Below are 14,243 nucleotides of genomic sequence, written 5' to 3'. Positions count from 1 at the left end.
TGCGGCTGTAGCTCAGCTGGATAGAGTACTTGGCTACGAACCAAGGGGTCGTGGGTTCAATTCCTGCCAGCCGCACCAGTATTGCCAAGATGGAGTTCGCTTCGTTTTGATGAAAGTTTCAAGCTTCGCGCCATCCGGCGAAGTGTGTCAGAGTTTGCGGCTGTAGCTCAGCTGGATAGAGTACTTGGCTACGAACCAAGGGGTCGTGGGTTCAATTCCTGCCAGCCGCACCAGTATCAGCAGTAGTGAAAAAACCCGGAAAGTTCGCTTTCCGGGTTTTTTTTCGTCCTGATGGCGGGCAAGCTGGGGCCATGTTGGCGACCTGGGCAATTGTGAAATATCCGCACGGCGCCCTTTGCCATTCTGCAAAGCCCTGCTATAATCTTGTCTTAGGCGGCTGTAGCTCAGCTGGATAGAGTACTTGGCTACGAACCAAGGGGTCGTGGGTTCAATTCCTGCCAGCCGCACCAGAATATTGGGGGTCAGATTGTAAAATCTGATCCCCTTTTTCGTTTCCGAACGGATTTACGACAGGTATTTGGCGCCGCGCCGGTATTGCAGGCGAAACGCGCGGGGCGTGACGTGCTTGGCGGCGCGGAACTGGCGGTTGAAATGCGCGAGGTTGCGGTAGCCCGCCTCTTGCGCGATGACGGCAATGGCGAGATTGCTTTCGATCAGCTGTTGGCAGGCGCGCCCGATGCGCAGCCGCGCCAGGTATTCACCCGGCGTGCAATGCGCGTGGCGCTTGAAACAGCGGTGAAACGCGCCCAGCGACAGGGCCGCCCGCTGCGCCAAGGTTTCCAGTGCGATCTGTTCCCGGAAATGCGCGTGCATGAAGTCAAACACGATGGCCATGCGCTTTTGCTGCCCATCGGCATGCATCGGCGCCTGCGCTGTCGAGGCCAGCGGCCGCGCGGCGCCATCGCCCGCCAGGTCCAGCAGCACGTCGAGCAGCAGCGGCAGGCGCTGCGGCACGGGCAGGGCATTCAGTTGCAGCAGTTGATGGGCGCAGCGCGCGCTCGTGTCCGCTGAAAAATGCAGGGCCGGGCCGGCGCGGGCAGCCAGTTGCCGTACGCCGTGCAACTCCGGAAAACAGGCCGCCAGCTGCGCCACCCACTCGAGCGAAAACCACACGACGACGGCCAGCATCGGTTGCGCGCTGTCGATGCGCTCGCTGGCCGACCACGTGTGCGGCAAATTCGGCCCCAGCAGCACCAGATCGCCCGGTTCGAAGTCGCCCAGGTGGTCGCCGATGTAGCGCTGTCCCCGCGCATTGACGGTCAGGGTCAGCTCGAACTGCGGGTGGTAATGCCAGATGAAGGGAATGGCATCGAGTTCGCGCCACAGCAAGCCCCAGGAGTGGCCTGTCGGGATCGTGACTTGTTCGAATAAAGGCGTCATCGTGACGTTTTGAAGGAGTTGATGGTGAGGATAGTATCAGTATTGGCCGGTCAACGCGCATTTTGCTTGGCTCGGCCGGAGCACAATCTGTCTCACACCAACACAGGAGACAGCGATGCAAGACCGATATCAGTACGGCGAAGACCGTCCCGGCAACCCGTCCGTGGCCTACACGGAACAAACCCAGTTGCGCGACATCCAGAAACAGCTGCCGTTGCGCGTGCTGTCCGACAGCGACTTCTTGCACTGGCAAACCTATGGCTACGTTATCGTCAAGGATGCCGTGCCGCCCGAGCAGGTGCGCCGCACAACGGACTTCCTGTGGGAATTCCAGGGACTCGATGAGAGCGACCCGGCCACCTGGAACCGGGACCAGTTGCGCGACCACGCGATGAAGGAACTCAACGGTTCCGGCATGGTCGAGGCGTATCACAACCAGACCCTGTGGGATAACCGCCAGACCCGGCGCGTCTACGACGCCTTTGTCGACATCTGGGATCGCGAGGACCTGTGGGTGACGATCGACCGCGCCAACCTGAACACGCCGAACAATGGCAAGCGCAAGTTTGGCGGCTTCATCCATTGGGATGCCGATACGACGCTCGATCCGCTGCCCGTCAATGTGCAAGGCGTGCTGGCCCTGTCCGATACGTCGCCCGAGAGCGGCGGTTTCCAGTGCTATCCGGAATTGTTCAACAACTTGCTGGCGTGGCGCAAGACCGTGCCGCTTGACCGCAATCCATGGCAGCCGGACTTGGCGACGGTGCCGTACCCGATGGAATTCATCGCCATGAAGAAAGGCGAGTTGTTGATCTTTAACAGCCTGCTGGCGCACGGCATCCGCCCGAACACGTCGACGGACCAGGTGCGCCTGGCCCAATACATCTCCTTTACGCCGGCCCAGGAAGACAATCAGTCCCTGCGCGACTGGCGCGTGCGAAGCTGGCGCGAGCGCAGCGCGCCGCAAGGCTATGCGTTTCCCGGCGACCCCGAGGAAAAGGAAAAGCTGCGCTATCCGCAAGCGCAGTTGACTGAACTGGGCGAGAAAATTCTCGGCGCGCGCGCTTGGTAAGTGTGGCGGCATTGCCTGCCGGATAGACAATTGCAGGCAAATGCACGATCATGGCTTGACTTGCCATCGACCGAGGAAACGCATGAGTATCATCACCAGCATCGAAGACTTGCGCGTGCTGGCCCAGAAACGGGTGCCGCGCATGTTTTACGACTACGCCGATTCCGGCTCCTGGACGGAATCGACGTACCGCGCCAACAACAGCGATTTCGCCAAGATCAAATTCCGCCAGCGCGTGGCCGTCAACCTGGAAAACCGCAGCCTGGCCTCGACCATGGTGGGGCAGGCCGTCTCGATGCCGGTGGCCCTGTCGCCCACGGGCTTGACGGGCATGCAGCATGCCGATGGCGAAATCCTCGCAGCCCAGGCGGCCGAGCGCTTCGGCGTGCCGTTTACCCTGTCGACCATGAGCATCTGCTCGATCGAGGACGTGGCGGCGAACACGACAAAGCCGTTCTGGTTCCAGCTGTACGTGATGAAGGACCGCGAATTCATCAACCGCCTGATCGACCGCGCCAAGGCGGCGAAATGCGGCGCGCTCGTGTTGACCCTGGACTTGCAGGTGCTGGGCCAGCGCCACAAGGACTTGCGCAACGGCCTGTCGGCGCCGCCGAAGCTGACGATTCCGAACATCCTCAACATGGCCACCAAGCCGCGCTGGGTGGCGGGCATGCTGGGCACGAAACGGCGCGGCTTCGGCAACATCGTCGGCCACGCCACGTCCGTGTCCGACATGTCGTCGCTGTCGGCCTGGACGCAGCAGCAGTTCGACCTGAGCCTGTCGTGGGCGGACGTGGAATGGATCAAGCAGCGCTGGGGCGGCAAACTGATCATCAAGGGCATCATGGACCCGGAAGACGCGCGCCTGGCCGTGGAAAGCGGCGCCGACGCGCTGATCGTCTCGAACCACGGCGGGCGCCAGCTCGATGGCGCGCAATCGTCGATCGAAGCCTTGCCGGCCATCGTCGACGCCGTCGGCAGCCAGATCGAAGTGCATATGGACGGCGGCATCCGCTCGGGCCAGGACGTGATCAAGGCCGTGGCCCTGGGCGCGAAAGGCGTGTACATCGGCCGCCCGTTTTTATACGGCCTGGGCGCCATGGGCGGGCCGGGCGTGACCAAATGCCTGGACATCATCCGCAACGAACTGGACCTGACGATGGCCTTTTGCGGCTTGCGCGACTTGCAGCAGGTCGATAAAAAGATCCTGCTGCCGGGCACGTTTTAAGCGGTCACGTGCACGATATGAAAACCTTCGGCCACTGAAGGCGGCACGAAGTGGCGCGTGATTTCATCAAATTGCGCGTCGCTGGTCGAGAACGGGTGCAGCCCGCTGGCATTGCGCTGGCGCAGGCGCGCCTTGCATTCTTCGTCCGAAACGTCGAGATAATGCAGCACGTGCGGCGTGCCCGCCTGCTGGAACAGCTCGCGCATCCACGCGCGGCTGGCCGGCGTATTCGCGGGAAAATCGAGCACGACGGATACGCCCGCCCGCAGCAGTTGCAGGGCCAAAGGGGCGATGGCCGCGCGCAGCCGCGCCGCGCAGGCCACATAGTCGGCCAGGCTGGCGATCTGGCCCGGATACAGCTGCGTCAATAAAGTATCTTCGCTGATGCGCACGGTCTTTGGCGCACTGGCCAGCCGGGCCGTCAAGGTGGATTTTCCGGAAGCAATCTTGCCGCACACGAGGTGCAGGGTGGGGATAACGGGGGTGCTGGAAGTGGTGTGCATGGTCGCTCGCTGAAAGTGAAAACAAAGCCTGCGAGACGTCTTGATTATTTGTTGCCGATCAAAGCCGCCTTGCAGGCGGCTTGGTCAATGTCATTCCTGTCCAGCCACCATGTGTGAAATGGCGGCAATAATCGATGGCAGGGGCGGGAATGGCGATGGCATGGCGCAACGATGCCATGCGACGGTTGGCGTTGTCAATTGTCCTTTTCGAATAACTGCCGGTACTGCGCATACGGTTCCATGCCCATGCTGGCGCGGCGCTGCTCCAGGCGCTGCGGATCGTCGATGGGGAAGGGCACCGTCTTGCCGGTGCTATCCGTGCGGAACTGGCTGCCGTACAGCTGCGGCAGCTTGTCATTGCTCAAGTCGCGGTCGATCGCCAGTGCCAGCTTCGAGGGCGTGATTTCTCCCCTTGCCGCTGCCGCGCGCATCAGCGGCAGGCTGCTTTTGAGGAAGGCACTGGAACCATGCTGGGCGATCAGCCAGGCGCTGCCCGCCGCCTTGTAGCCGACCATCGTTTGCGTGGGCCAGCCCTTGCTGGCGATGATGTGCCGCAAGCGTTGCTCGCGTGCTTCATCCGTGGCCAGCATGCGCTGGCGCGTGGCCAGGTCCGGCCCCGTTGGCGGGAATCCCGCGCGCAGGGACTGGTCTTCCTGTTCCATGGTCCGCAATTCGGCTGCCAGCGCCGCCTCGGGCACCGCGGCCGGATACAGCAGGAAGTCCAGCGCGCCCGCCGTGGCCACGCTGAAGATGAGCTTGGGTTCCGCTTCCCAGCCGGGCGATTGCAAAAGCAGTGCCAGTGTGCCGCCTTCCGGTACATCAATGCGGTAGCGGCCATTTTCGACCGTGCCATGTATCTGCGGCTCGCCGTGCATGCGCTCGGCAACAATGCTGATGGCTTGCGGCAGCGGCGGGCCGTTGCTGCGGATGGTGCCGCTCAGTTCGAAGGCGCCCGCATGGACGCTCCAGCACAGCAGGATGGCAAAGCTCAGGCGTGGCATGGGAGTGCGTTCATGCATGGTGGATGTCGAGTTTGCTCCATACATCTTGGAACGCGGTGTCATCGAGCGGCCGCGCATGCGGGTCGTCGGGCTGGAACAGGCCGCCGATCAGCATATCCTGGATGGCGCCCGTGAAACCGCCATACGCGGCGCGGCCCCACTGGCGTTGCGTGTGGGCGAAGACGACGGCGTCTTGCTGCGCGGCCAGTTGCGTCAAGGATTGCCGCAAGGTAGCGGCAGCAGCGGAACCCATGTCCGTGGCGATGGCGCACACCAGGCGCTGGCCAAATTGCAGGGATTTGCCGGCCCGTCCCAGCAGCGATTCATTGGCCAGGGCGAGGAATACATCGGGCGCCTGGTCGTCCTTTTCGCAGACGGTCCAGGTGGGCGCCCACGCTTCCAGGCTCATGAAGCGGACTTCGGTCGTTTCCGGCGTGTGCGTCCACTTGGCGTGCGATTTGGCGTCCCAGCCCAGGCGGCCAAAGGAAATCGGCTTGCCCTTGGGATTGTATTGATGGTTGCGCACGCCGGCCTTGCCCCGCGCTCGTGCCATGAGGTCGTCGAGGCTGGCCGCAAACGGTGTCCATTGCGTAGCCTCCCATAGCGGCGGCGCACCGGGCGCGGCCAGCAGCAGGAATACCTCGTAGCCACGTGAAAAAAACGCCATGCGGATTCCTTAAGGGGACAACAAGGCCGCGCGCTGGCTCGGGCGCAGCAGGTAGACGCCGTACAGGCACAAGGGCAGCACGGCCAGCAGGGCGACGTATGGCAGGATGGACATGCCGTCTTCGGCCGGGTTCGGCAAGGTGGCCGTTACCAGCGCGTAATCCCATAGCCCATGCACGAACACCATCGGCCATATCGAGCGGGTGCGCAGCCGGATGGCCGCATAACCGACGCCCTGCAAGGTGGCGGCCACGGCTTGCCACAAGGCGCCGCTGACGTCGCCCGTGGCCAGGCCGTTGGCCGTGTGGGCCAGGCCGAACAGCGCCGAGGAAATCAGGACGGCCGGCCAGACGGCGTAGCGGTCCAGCATGCCCTGCAACAAGATGGCGCGGAACATCAGTTCTTCCGAGATGGCCACCAGCGCCGCATTGCACGCGACGATCAGCAGCACGCGCGGCTGCGGCCAGCCGCCGGCCCAGGCCAGCAACAGCATCAGTAGCGCATACAGCAGGGGCGGCCAGACGAGCCACAGCGTTTTCCATGGCTGCGGCGCGCACAGGCCCGCTTCGCGGCGCTGGCTTGACGCGAGCAGCAGCGCCAGCGCGAACAGTGCGGCCAGCGCCCACGACAGGCCGATACGGCCGGTGACGGCTGCGCCCGGCAAGGCGTAGCCGGCGGCTTCCAGCCAGCGGCCGCCCATGCTCAAGCCCAGCCAGACGGCCAGTGCGATGAGGGCGAACGGCATGGTGAGGTGGACTCTAGGGATGGACATGGCCGGCTTCGGTACGTGCTGCGTCTTTTACTGCGGGCATAAGCGGATCATGAAGTTGCATCAATGATATGGAGGAATATTGCCATATTACATGAAAAGCACCGTCACAAAATTGCCACTTCGTTATAGTTGCATGGAATAATAAGCATTGCCCGTTTGAACCTTCGATTGGAGTCGCATGGCCTACACGAAAACCATCACCACTGAACGCCTGATCCTGCGCAAACCGCAACCATCGGATGAAGCGGACTTCTTCGCCATGCATGCCGATCCCGAAGTGATGCGCTATTTCAGCGAACCGCCATGGCAGGATGCCAGCATCGCCGCACGCAAGCTTGCCGAGGACATCGCCGCTTTCGAGAGCGAGGAATTCTTCCGCTTCGCCGTCACGCTGAAGGCGACGGGCGAATATATGGGCAGCTGCAGCCTGTTTTCCGAGCACCGCCAGAACCGCCGTGCCGAAATCGGCTATGCGCTGGCGCGCCCGCACTGGGGCAAGGGCTATATGCAGGAAGCCTTGTCGGCGCTGCTGGAATACGCGTTCATCGAGCGCGACCTGAACCGCCTGGAAGCCGATATCGATCCGCTCAATACGGCTTCGGCCAGCGCCCTGGAACGCCAGGGTTTCAGCAAGGAAGGTTTCTTGCCCGAACGCTGGATCGTCGGAGGCCACGTCAGCGATACGGCCCTGTACGGCTTGCTGCGGCGTACGTGGGAGGCACGGCGCAAAGGCGCCGCGTGAGCCAGCAGGAAACCGAAGCGCTCGAGCGCTGGCTGGGCCGCGCCTTGCCGGCGTACTACCTGCGCTTTCTCCAGGACTGGCAGGAAGGTCTCTGCGGCGAGCAGGTATTGCTGTATGGCGCAGAAAGTTTGGTGGAGCGTAACGAAACATATGACACGCTGCAATCCTGCCCCGGCTACATCACCATCGGCGACGACAGCGGCGGGCGCGCCGTCATGCTGGCGCTCGATGGCGGCGACCGCGCCGTGTACCTGGTCGGGCATGGTTCGATGCAGCGCGATGATTTTGAGGTGGCCGCCAATGATTTTACATCCTGGCTGGCCGCCGGTTGCCCGCTAGCCTGAGGAGGATGCCAAGCAATGAAAGCTGTCGATTTACCCAGTTCGGATCATGCCCTGGTGACGTTGCGCCACCTGGAACGCAGCGATGCGCCCGCCTGGTATGCCTACCTGGCCGATCCTGTCGTCGTGGAGCATACGAGCTGGGACTTGCGTTGCGCCGACGATCTGCAGGCCAATTTCGATGATTACGCCTCGGCCCAGCCAGCGTCGTCCATCCGCCTGGCCATCGTGCTGCGCGACGGCGGCACGATGGTGGGCACGATCGGCTTCAATGCCATTTCCCCGCAGCACCGCACGGCCGAAATCGCCTACGATCTGTCTCCTGCCATATGGGGGCAGGGCGTGGCCACGTCCATCGCCGCGTCGGTCATGGACTGGGGCTTCCAGCGCCTCGGCTTCCTGCGCATCCAGGCAACTGTGCTGGAGAGCAATGAACGTTCGATCCGCGTGCTCGAGCGCTGCGCTTTCGAGCGCGAAGGCTATCTGCGCTGCTACCGGCAAATTCGTGGAAGATCCGGCAATTTCTGGCTGTATGCGCGCATTGCCGGCACTCCATGAATCGCTTGCCCTTGAGCATACTGCTGGTGGAAGACCATCTGGCCATCGCGCGCCAGGTGCTCGACTTCCTCGACGGCCTGGGCTGGCAGACCGACCATGCGGGCACGGGGGCGCTGGCCGTGCAATTGGCCACGCGCAACAGCTATGACGTGGTGCTGCTGGACCTGAACCTGCCCGACATCGATGGCTTGCAAGTGTGCCGCGCCATCAAGGCGGGGGCACCCAGCAATGTGCCGATTTTGATGCTGACGGCGCGCGATGCGTATGAAGACAAGGCGCGCGGCTTTCGCGACGGCGCCGACGATTACCTGAGCAAACCGTTCGACTTGCGCGAAGTGGCCTTGCGCTGCGAAGCGCTGGCGCGCCGGCAGCAGCTGCACGTGCACCAGGAAATGCGCGTGGGCCCCTTCACCTTGCAGACGCGCGAAGGGCGCGCCCTGCTCGGTGACGTGGCGCTGCCTTTGACGCAGACGGGTTTTAAAATCTTGCTGCTGTTGTGCCGCGAATATCCGCACGCCGTGTCGCGTTCGGCCTTGCTGCAGCATCTGTGGGGCAGCCAGCCGCCCGACAGCGACGCGCTCAAATCGCATATCTATGCGCTGCGCAAGCAGCTGGAGCTGGCCGGCGGCGCGGGCATGCTGGTGACCATACCGCAGCTGGGCTACCGCCTTGCCTTCGACACTGCGGCGTTTCCATGAGCAGGTCGATCCGGCAGCGCCTGTTCGCTGCACTGGCCGGTTTCACCGTGTTGCTGTGCCTGTGCTACACGGGCCTGGCGCTGGTGATCGCCTACGTGACGGAAGACATGCTGGTGCAGCGCCTGCTCGAGCGCGAAGCGGCGGTGGTCAGCCAGCATTTGCGCCAGCACGGTGAGCTTACGCCTTCCGGTAACGACCTCATCAAGACTTACGTCAACTACCATGATCTGCCTCAAGTGGTGCGCGAGCAAGTGTCACCGTCAGCCCCGCGCGGGGAAGTGTTTACCACCACGGGCCAGCATTATCACGTGCTGGCGCTGGACCTGGTCGCCGCTGGCAAGCCGCAGCGCAGCTATTTGCTGGCCGACGTGGCGCCTGTGCTGGTGGTGCAGCGCCTGGCGCAAGAGGTGGGCGGTGTCGTGCTGGGCGTGGCGCTGGCGCTGATCGCCCTGGCCTTGCTGCTGGCGTACTGGCTGGCGCGGCGCCTCGTGCTGCCCTTGCAGAGATTGGCGCAGGAAGCGCGCCAGCTGGCGCCCGGCGGCGCCGTCCATTTCAGCGAGCGTGACCGTCCCGACGAGATCGGTTTCCTGGCGCGCCGCCTGGAAACCACGTTTGCCGAACTGCAGGCAGTGTTGCGGCGCGAACAGGCATTCGCGCGCGATGTCAGCCACGAACTGCGCACGCCGCTGACCTTGATGCACAACACGCTGGCGCTGGCCGAGGCGCGGCCCCTGGCGGCAGATGGACAGGCGCAGCTGCGCCAGGGTGTCGACGACATGCGCGCCACCATCGAGGTGCTGTTCGCGCTGGCACGGGCCGAGCAGCTGCCCGGCGACGTGATGGAGTTGCGCGGCTGTATAGAGCAATGCCTGCTGCGCCTGCTCGACGAACATCCGTGGGACGCCAGCCTGCTGGCGCTGGACTTGCCCGAGCGCCTGGATGTCATCGGCAATCCGCAGCTGACGATGTTGCTCATTAATAACTGCCTGGCGAATGCCCTGTTCCATGGCGGCCCCGCTTGCCGCATTCGCATCGCGTTTGCGCAAGGCTGCCTGAGCATCGGCAATACGGTGCCGGCGGGGCAGCCACGGCGCATCCAGGGCTTTGCGCATGGACAAAGTTTGCTGGGGCGCGTGGCGCAGGCCATGCGCTGGGATATCCGTTTCCAGCCGGGCGAGGAATACTACCGCGTCGACATTCTTCCGCTCCAGACGCAATAAAAAGCAGGGAGATTTCACCGCGATTTCACCGGCGCCTGCGTAAGCTGCAAGCTCTTGATGAACGGAGAAAACCGCATGAAATTTCTTATCAGCCTGCTGGTGCTGGCGTGCACCAGCATCCCGGTTCTGGCGCAAGTGAGCAGCCTCGTCCACAAAGAGGAAAAGCGCCGCTACATCGTCTACACGCCCGCCGCCTACGAGCAGGCGCCGCAGCAAGCGTTTCCCGTCGTCTTCAATTTCCATGGCGGCGGCATGAGCATGGCGGAACAAATGCTGTACACGCAAATGAACAAGACTGCCGAGCGGCACCAATTCATCGTCGTGTATCCGCAAGGCATCAAGCAGGATTGGAACGTGGGTTTCGGCATGGATTACCTGGCGGGCACGGATGACGTCGGTTTCACGCAAGCCATGTTGAGCAAACTCAGGCAGGATTACCGCATCGATGACAAACGGATCTATGCGACGGGCTTGTCGCGCGGCGGTTTCTTTGCCCTGCGCCTGGCGGCCGAGCTGCCGCAGCAGTTCGCCGCCATCGCCTCGGTGGGCGCGCCGATGCCGGAACCTGTGGTGCAGCACCATCAACAGCGCGGCAAGGTCGGCATGTTGTTGATACAGGGAACGGCCGACAAGGTCGTGCTGCACGAAGGCAAGGCCAACGGCTATCTGTCGGCGGAGGGCACCTTCGATTACTGGCGCAAGCACAACGGCATCGAAGGCGCCATGCCGCAGCCGCGCCTGATTCCTGGCCCTGCCGGCGATACGACGCAAGTGCGCTGGCTGGAGCAGGGTGGCGATGACAGCGGCGCCAGCGTTGCCTTGCTCACCGTCAAGGATGGCGGCCACACGTGGCCGGGCGCCGATGCCTTCAATATCGGCCTACCCATCGGCAAGACCACGCGCGCCGTCGATGCGAATGACGTCATCTGGGAATTTTTCAGCAAGCACCGGCGTTAAGGTAACGGGGACGCGGCTGCCTGTGGCACACTCTTGTCATATTGAATCTTGCATAAGGAAATGATGAACAGCCACCCCGTCACCGTATTTTGCCGCTCCTTGGCGCAGCTTTCCGCCATGCTCGACAAGACCGGCACCGCGCCGCCGATGCTGGCGGCGCGTTTGCACCCGGACATGCTGCCGTTTGCCCAGCAAGTGCGTGCGGCCGTGAGCTTTTCCCTGCGTGGCTGCTGCCCGCTGGCGGGCCTGGACGTGGCCGATTTCAGCGCCGCCGCCAGCCTGCAGGAGCAGATCGCACAGACCACGCGCTACCTCAAGGACATTCCCGCCGAACGTTTTGACGGGCCGCCTGAACGCATCTGCCGCGACCGCGCCGGCTTTGCCGACATCGCGCTGCCGGCCGATGAATACCTCAATTTGTATATCCTGCCGAATTTCTATTTCCACTTCAGCATGGCATATGCGATTGCCCGCAGCCAAGGCGTGGCCATCGGCAAGGGCGATTTCGACGGCTATCACGCGTATGCGCCGGGATTTTCCTTCGAGACGCCGGCCGCGTCGTAAGAACTACAGTCCCGCTTCCTTCCAGGCGGAAAACCCCAGCCGTTTCAACAGCCGGCCCGACAGCCCGCAACTCCAGCAGCTGATCTGGATTTGCCGGTGCTGTGTCGATCCCTGTGCATGCCAGGCTTGCTCCGCATAATCGAGCAGGGCCGCGTTGAGCTGAGAATTGTCGGCCACGGGCGGCAGGCGGTTCATCAGTTCGAACACGCCATAGGTGGTCTCCTTGATCTGCAGCAAACCGGCCAGCAGGGCGCGCAGCACGGCGCCGTCGATGGAGCCGCTCGCTTGCGTGTAGCGCTGCCGCCAGCACAGGTTGCGGGCCTGCCACAGGGCCAGCAGTGCGGGCACGTCGGCCACTCGCAGTTGCCCGATCAGCTCGTCCGCTTCGTGAAACAGGTCGAGGCGGTCGTATTCCTCGTTATCGCCGCACAGCAGTTCATCGAGTTCGTGCAAGACGCTCATGCCAGCACGTTCGTCGGGGCGCCACGCTCGAACGCTTCGATATTGCCGATCAGGATGTCCGCCAGCTTTTGCATGGCTTCGCCACTGGCCCAGGCCGTGTGCGGCGTGAGGATGAAGTTGGGCAGGCGCAAATTCAACAGCGGGTTGTCGGGCAGCGGCGGCTCCTTCGATAGCACGTCGAAACCGGCGCCGGCGATCACGCCAAGGGTCAATGCATCGGCCAGCGCCGCTTCATCGACGAGGCCGCCCCGCGCCGTGTTGATCAACAGCGACGTCGGCTGCATGCGCGCCAGTTCCTTCGCGCCGATGATGTTGCGCGTCTTGTCCGTCAGCGGCAGGTGCAGGCTCAGCACGTCGGACGTGGCCAGCAAGTCATCGAAGCTCACTTGCGTCACGCCGTCGTCGGCGATGGGCGAACGGTTGTGGACGATCACCTGCATGCCGAAGGCGCGTCCCAGCTGCGCCACGGACTTGCCCAGCGCGCCGTAGCCGAGCAAACCCAGGCGGCTGCCCGCCAAGTCGCGGATCGGGTGGCCGAACAGGCAGAAGCGGTCCGATGCCTGCCACAGGCCCGCTTCCACATCAAAGCGGTAGGCGATCAATTGCCGGCGCAGGGCCAGCATCAGGGCCAGCGTGTGTTCGGGCACGGTGGCGCGCGCATAGTCGCGGATATTCGCCACGACGATGCCCCGCTCGCGGCAGGCGGCCAGGTCGAGGATGTCCGTGCCGGTGGCGGCCACGGCGATCATCTTCAGCTCGGGCAGCTGCGCCAGCTCGGCCGCGCGCAGCGGCACCTTGTTCGTGATGGCGATGGTGGCGCCCTGCAGGCGGGCTACCGTCTGCTCGCTGCCCTTGGTATGTGGATATTCTTCCCAGCTGTGGGCGAAGGCGGGCGGGCGCACGGTGGCGATCAGGCTGTCGCGGTCGAGAAAGACGATGCGGTGCGGGTGCGGCGGTGTGCTTGCTGCGGTCATGGCTGGGCCTCGGTCAGGGCGGCACGCGCGGGAAGGCTGCTCTTGCCCTTCAGCTGCGTGGCCGGGTGGTTGGTAAACATGTCGGCGACCCATTCGACAAACACGCGCACCTTGGCGGACAGGTGGCGGTTGGGCGGATAGATCACATGGATGGGCAGCGGGTCGGATTCCCAATCGCCCAGCAATTCCACCATTTTGCCCTGTTCCATCAGGGGCGCAAGCATGAAATGCGTCATTTGCACGATGCCCAGGCCCGCCAGGCCGGCCGCGGCGTAGGCGTTCGAGTCGTTCAGGGCGATATGGCTGGGCATGGACATCTGGATGCGTTCGCCGGCGCGCGTGAAATCCCAGTCGAAGGTCTTGCCCGTCTTGGCGGAGAAGAAATTCACGCCCCGGTGCTGCGCCAGGTCGTTCGGGTGCAGCGGCGTGCCGTAGCGCGCCAGGTAGCCGGGCGCGGCGCAGGTGATGAAATGCAGCACGCCGACCCGGCGCGCGATCAGGTTCAAATCGCCCAGCTCGCCGCCGCGCACGGCGCAGTCGACGCCTTCCTCGATCAGGTCGACGGGACGGTCGCTGCAACCGAGTTCCAGCGAGATGTCCGGGTAGCGGGCAAAAAAGTCGGGCAGGGCGGGGATGAGCAGTTCGCTGGCCAGTGCCGTGGGCGCATCCACGCGCAGCCGTCCGCTGGGGCTCAATCGCGTGCGCGACAGCGATTCCTCTGCCTCGCGCACGTCCGACAGGATGCGCACGCAGCGTTCGTAATACGCGGCGCCGTCGGAGGTGATGCTGACGTGGCGCGTGGTGCGGTTGAGCAACTTGACCGACAGGCTCGCTTCCAGCGACTGGATCAGGGTCGACACGGTGGCTTTTGGCAGCTGCATGTTTTCCGCCGCGCGCGTAAAGCCGCCCGCATCGACGACTTGAATGAAAACTTCCATTGCTTGCAGCTTGTTCACTTGAATTCCTGTCACTTTATCCGCGATTATTCAGGATCCTGAACAATCAATTCGTCATTGCACTCTTTATCAGATTGTAGATCAAGTCTATAGTTGTTGTACTGCAGCATAAATGTGATGCCGCAGGA

General features: G+C 63.3%; 17 protein-coding genes and 3 tRNA genes. 12 read left to right on the top strand and 8 right to left on the bottom strand.

What is annotated here, in order from left to right; all coding sequences use genetic code 11:
• The first annotated feature begins 1 nt into the window (after position 1).
• The 3 genes from IGS55_RS14855 to IGS55_RS14845 all read left to right on the top strand — a co-directional run bounded on the left by IGS55_RS14855 (position 2) and on the right by IGS55_RS14845 (position 470).
• Positions 2–78: transfer RNA gene (locus IGS55_RS14855), tRNA-Arg, on the top strand.
• Positions 79–156: 78 nt separating this feature from the next.
• Positions 157–233: transfer RNA gene (locus tag IGS55_RS14850), tRNA-Arg, on the top strand.
• Between the two features lie 160 nt (positions 234–393).
• A tRNA-Arg gene (locus IGS55_RS14845) sits at positions 394–470 on the top strand.
• A gap of 55 nt (positions 471–525) precedes the next feature.
• Here IGS55_RS14845 and IGS55_RS14840 read toward each other — a convergent pair.
• Complete coding sequence (locus IGS55_RS14840) at positions 526–1,401, bottom strand: helix-turn-helix domain-containing protein (RefSeq protein ID WP_230516287.1); 876 nt, start codon at positions 1,399–1,401, stop codon at positions 526–528.
• Positions 1,402–1,516: 115 nt separating this feature from the next.
• On the opposite strand from IGS55_RS14840, the gene IGS55_RS14835 reads away from it, so the two are divergent.
• Positions 1,517–2,473 (top strand): phytanoyl-CoA dioxygenase family protein, encoded by a 957-nt coding sequence (locus tag IGS55_RS14835; RefSeq protein ID WP_230516286.1) that lies wholly within the window; start codon positions 1,517–1,519, stop codon positions 2,471–2,473.
• Positions 2,474–2,555: 82 nt separating this feature from the next.
• A complete protein-coding gene (locus IGS55_RS14830; protein WP_230516285.1) occupies positions 2,556–3,701 on the top strand; it encodes an alpha-hydroxy acid oxidase in 1,146 nt (381 codons plus the stop codon).
• On the opposite strand, the gene IGS55_RS14825 is transcribed toward IGS55_RS14830, so the two are convergent.
• The 4 genes from IGS55_RS14825 to IGS55_RS14810 all read right to left on the bottom strand — a co-directional run bounded on the left by IGS55_RS14825 (position 3,698) and on the right by IGS55_RS14810 (position 6,643).
• Positions 3,698–4,204, bottom strand: coding sequence for an AAA family ATPase (locus IGS55_RS14825; RefSeq protein ID WP_230516284.1), 507 nt, complete (start codon positions 4,202–4,204; stop codon positions 3,698–3,700). The genes IGS55_RS14830 and IGS55_RS14825 overlap by 4 nt on opposite strands.
• 194 nt (positions 4,205–4,398) lie before the next feature.
• On the bottom strand, positions 4,399–5,223 hold the full coding sequence (locus IGS55_RS14820; protein ID WP_230516283.1) for a DUF6624 domain-containing protein: 825 nt from the start codon (positions 5,221–5,223) through the stop codon (positions 4,399–4,401).
• The gene (locus IGS55_RS14815) at positions 5,216–5,872 is read right to left on the bottom strand and encodes a hypothetical protein (RefSeq protein WP_230516282.1); all 657 of its coding nucleotides are present in this window, start codon (positions 5,870–5,872) and stop codon (positions 5,216–5,218) included. Before IGS55_RS14815 ends, IGS55_RS14820 begins: the two co-directional genes overlap by 8 nt.
• Positions 5,873–5,881: 9 nt before the next feature.
• Entirely contained in the window at positions 5,882–6,643 is a 762-nt protein-coding gene (locus tag IGS55_RS14810; RefSeq protein ID WP_230516281.1) for a CPBP family intramembrane glutamic endopeptidase, read from the bottom strand.
• 178 nt (positions 6,644–6,821) lie between these two features.
• Between IGS55_RS14810 and IGS55_RS14805 the strand changes: the two genes are divergently transcribed.
• From IGS55_RS14805 to IGS55_RS14775, 7 genes are all read left to right on the top strand, one after another.
• Positions 6,822–7,385 (top strand): GNAT family N-acetyltransferase, encoded by a 564-nt coding sequence (locus IGS55_RS14805; RefSeq protein ID WP_034751971.1) that lies wholly within the window; start codon positions 6,822–6,824, stop codon positions 7,383–7,385.
• A complete protein-coding gene (locus tag IGS55_RS14800; protein ID WP_230516280.1) occupies positions 7,382–7,729 on the top strand; it encodes an SMI1/KNR4 family protein in 348 nt (115 codons plus the stop codon). The genes IGS55_RS14805 and IGS55_RS14800 overlap by 4 nt, the downstream gene beginning before the upstream one ends.
• Before the next feature lie 15 nt (positions 7,730–7,744).
• On the top strand, positions 7,745–8,284 hold the full coding sequence (locus tag IGS55_RS14795) for a GNAT family N-acetyltransferase (RefSeq protein WP_230516279.1): 540 nt from the start codon (positions 7,745–7,747) through the stop codon (positions 8,282–8,284).
• Positions 8,281–8,982, top strand: a complete 702-nt coding sequence (locus tag IGS55_RS14790) for a response regulator transcription factor (protein ID WP_230516278.1) — start codon at positions 8,281–8,283, stop codon at positions 8,980–8,982. The genes IGS55_RS14795 and IGS55_RS14790 overlap by 4 nt, the downstream gene beginning before the upstream one ends.
• A complete protein-coding gene (locus IGS55_RS14785; RefSeq protein ID WP_230516277.1) occupies positions 8,979–10,202 on the top strand; it encodes a sensor histidine kinase in 1,224 nt (407 codons plus the stop codon). Before IGS55_RS14790 ends, IGS55_RS14785 begins: the two co-directional genes overlap by 4 nt.
• Before the next feature lie 75 nt (positions 10,203–10,277).
• Positions 10,278–11,159: an alpha/beta hydrolase family esterase gene (locus IGS55_RS14780; protein WP_230516276.1), complete on the top strand. Its 882-nt coding sequence runs from the start codon at positions 10,278–10,280 to the stop codon at positions 11,157–11,159.
• 60 nt (positions 11,160–11,219) lie between these two features.
• On the top strand, positions 11,220–11,723 hold the full coding sequence (locus IGS55_RS14775) for a DUF1993 family protein (protein ID WP_230516275.1): 504 nt from the start codon (positions 11,220–11,222) through the stop codon (positions 11,721–11,723).
• A 3-nt stretch (positions 11,724–11,726) separates the two neighbouring features.
• Here the strand turns inward: IGS55_RS14775 and IGS55_RS14770 are convergent, their stop codons facing one another.
• Genes IGS55_RS14770 through IGS55_RS14760 form a run of 3 tightly spaced genes read right to left on the bottom strand, consistent with a single transcriptional unit; the run spans position 11,727 to position 14,115 of the window.
• Positions 11,727–12,185, bottom strand: coding sequence for a hypothetical protein (locus tag IGS55_RS14770; protein ID WP_230516274.1), 459 nt, complete (start codon positions 12,183–12,185; stop codon positions 11,727–11,729).
• Positions 12,182–13,159, bottom strand: a complete 978-nt coding sequence (locus IGS55_RS14765) for a D-2-hydroxyacid dehydrogenase (protein ID WP_230516273.1) — start codon at positions 13,157–13,159, stop codon at positions 12,182–12,184. The genes IGS55_RS14770 and IGS55_RS14765 overlap by 4 nt, the downstream gene beginning before the upstream one ends.
• Positions 13,156–14,115 (bottom strand): LysR family transcriptional regulator, encoded by a 960-nt coding sequence (locus tag IGS55_RS14760; protein WP_230516272.1) that lies wholly within the window; start codon positions 14,113–14,115, stop codon positions 13,156–13,158. Before IGS55_RS14760 ends, IGS55_RS14765 begins: the two co-directional genes overlap by 4 nt.
• Positions 14,116–14,243 lie beyond the last annotated feature (128 nt).

Origin of the sequence: Janthinobacterium sp. EB271-G4-3-2 (assembly GCF_020858035.1) — a bacterium.
GTDB lineage: Bacteria > Pseudomonadota > Gammaproteobacteria > Burkholderiales > Burkholderiaceae_D > Janthinobacterium > Janthinobacterium aestuarii.
Note: the sequence above shows the minus strand (reverse complement) of the source record. Positions and strands in the feature narration are given on the sequence as shown.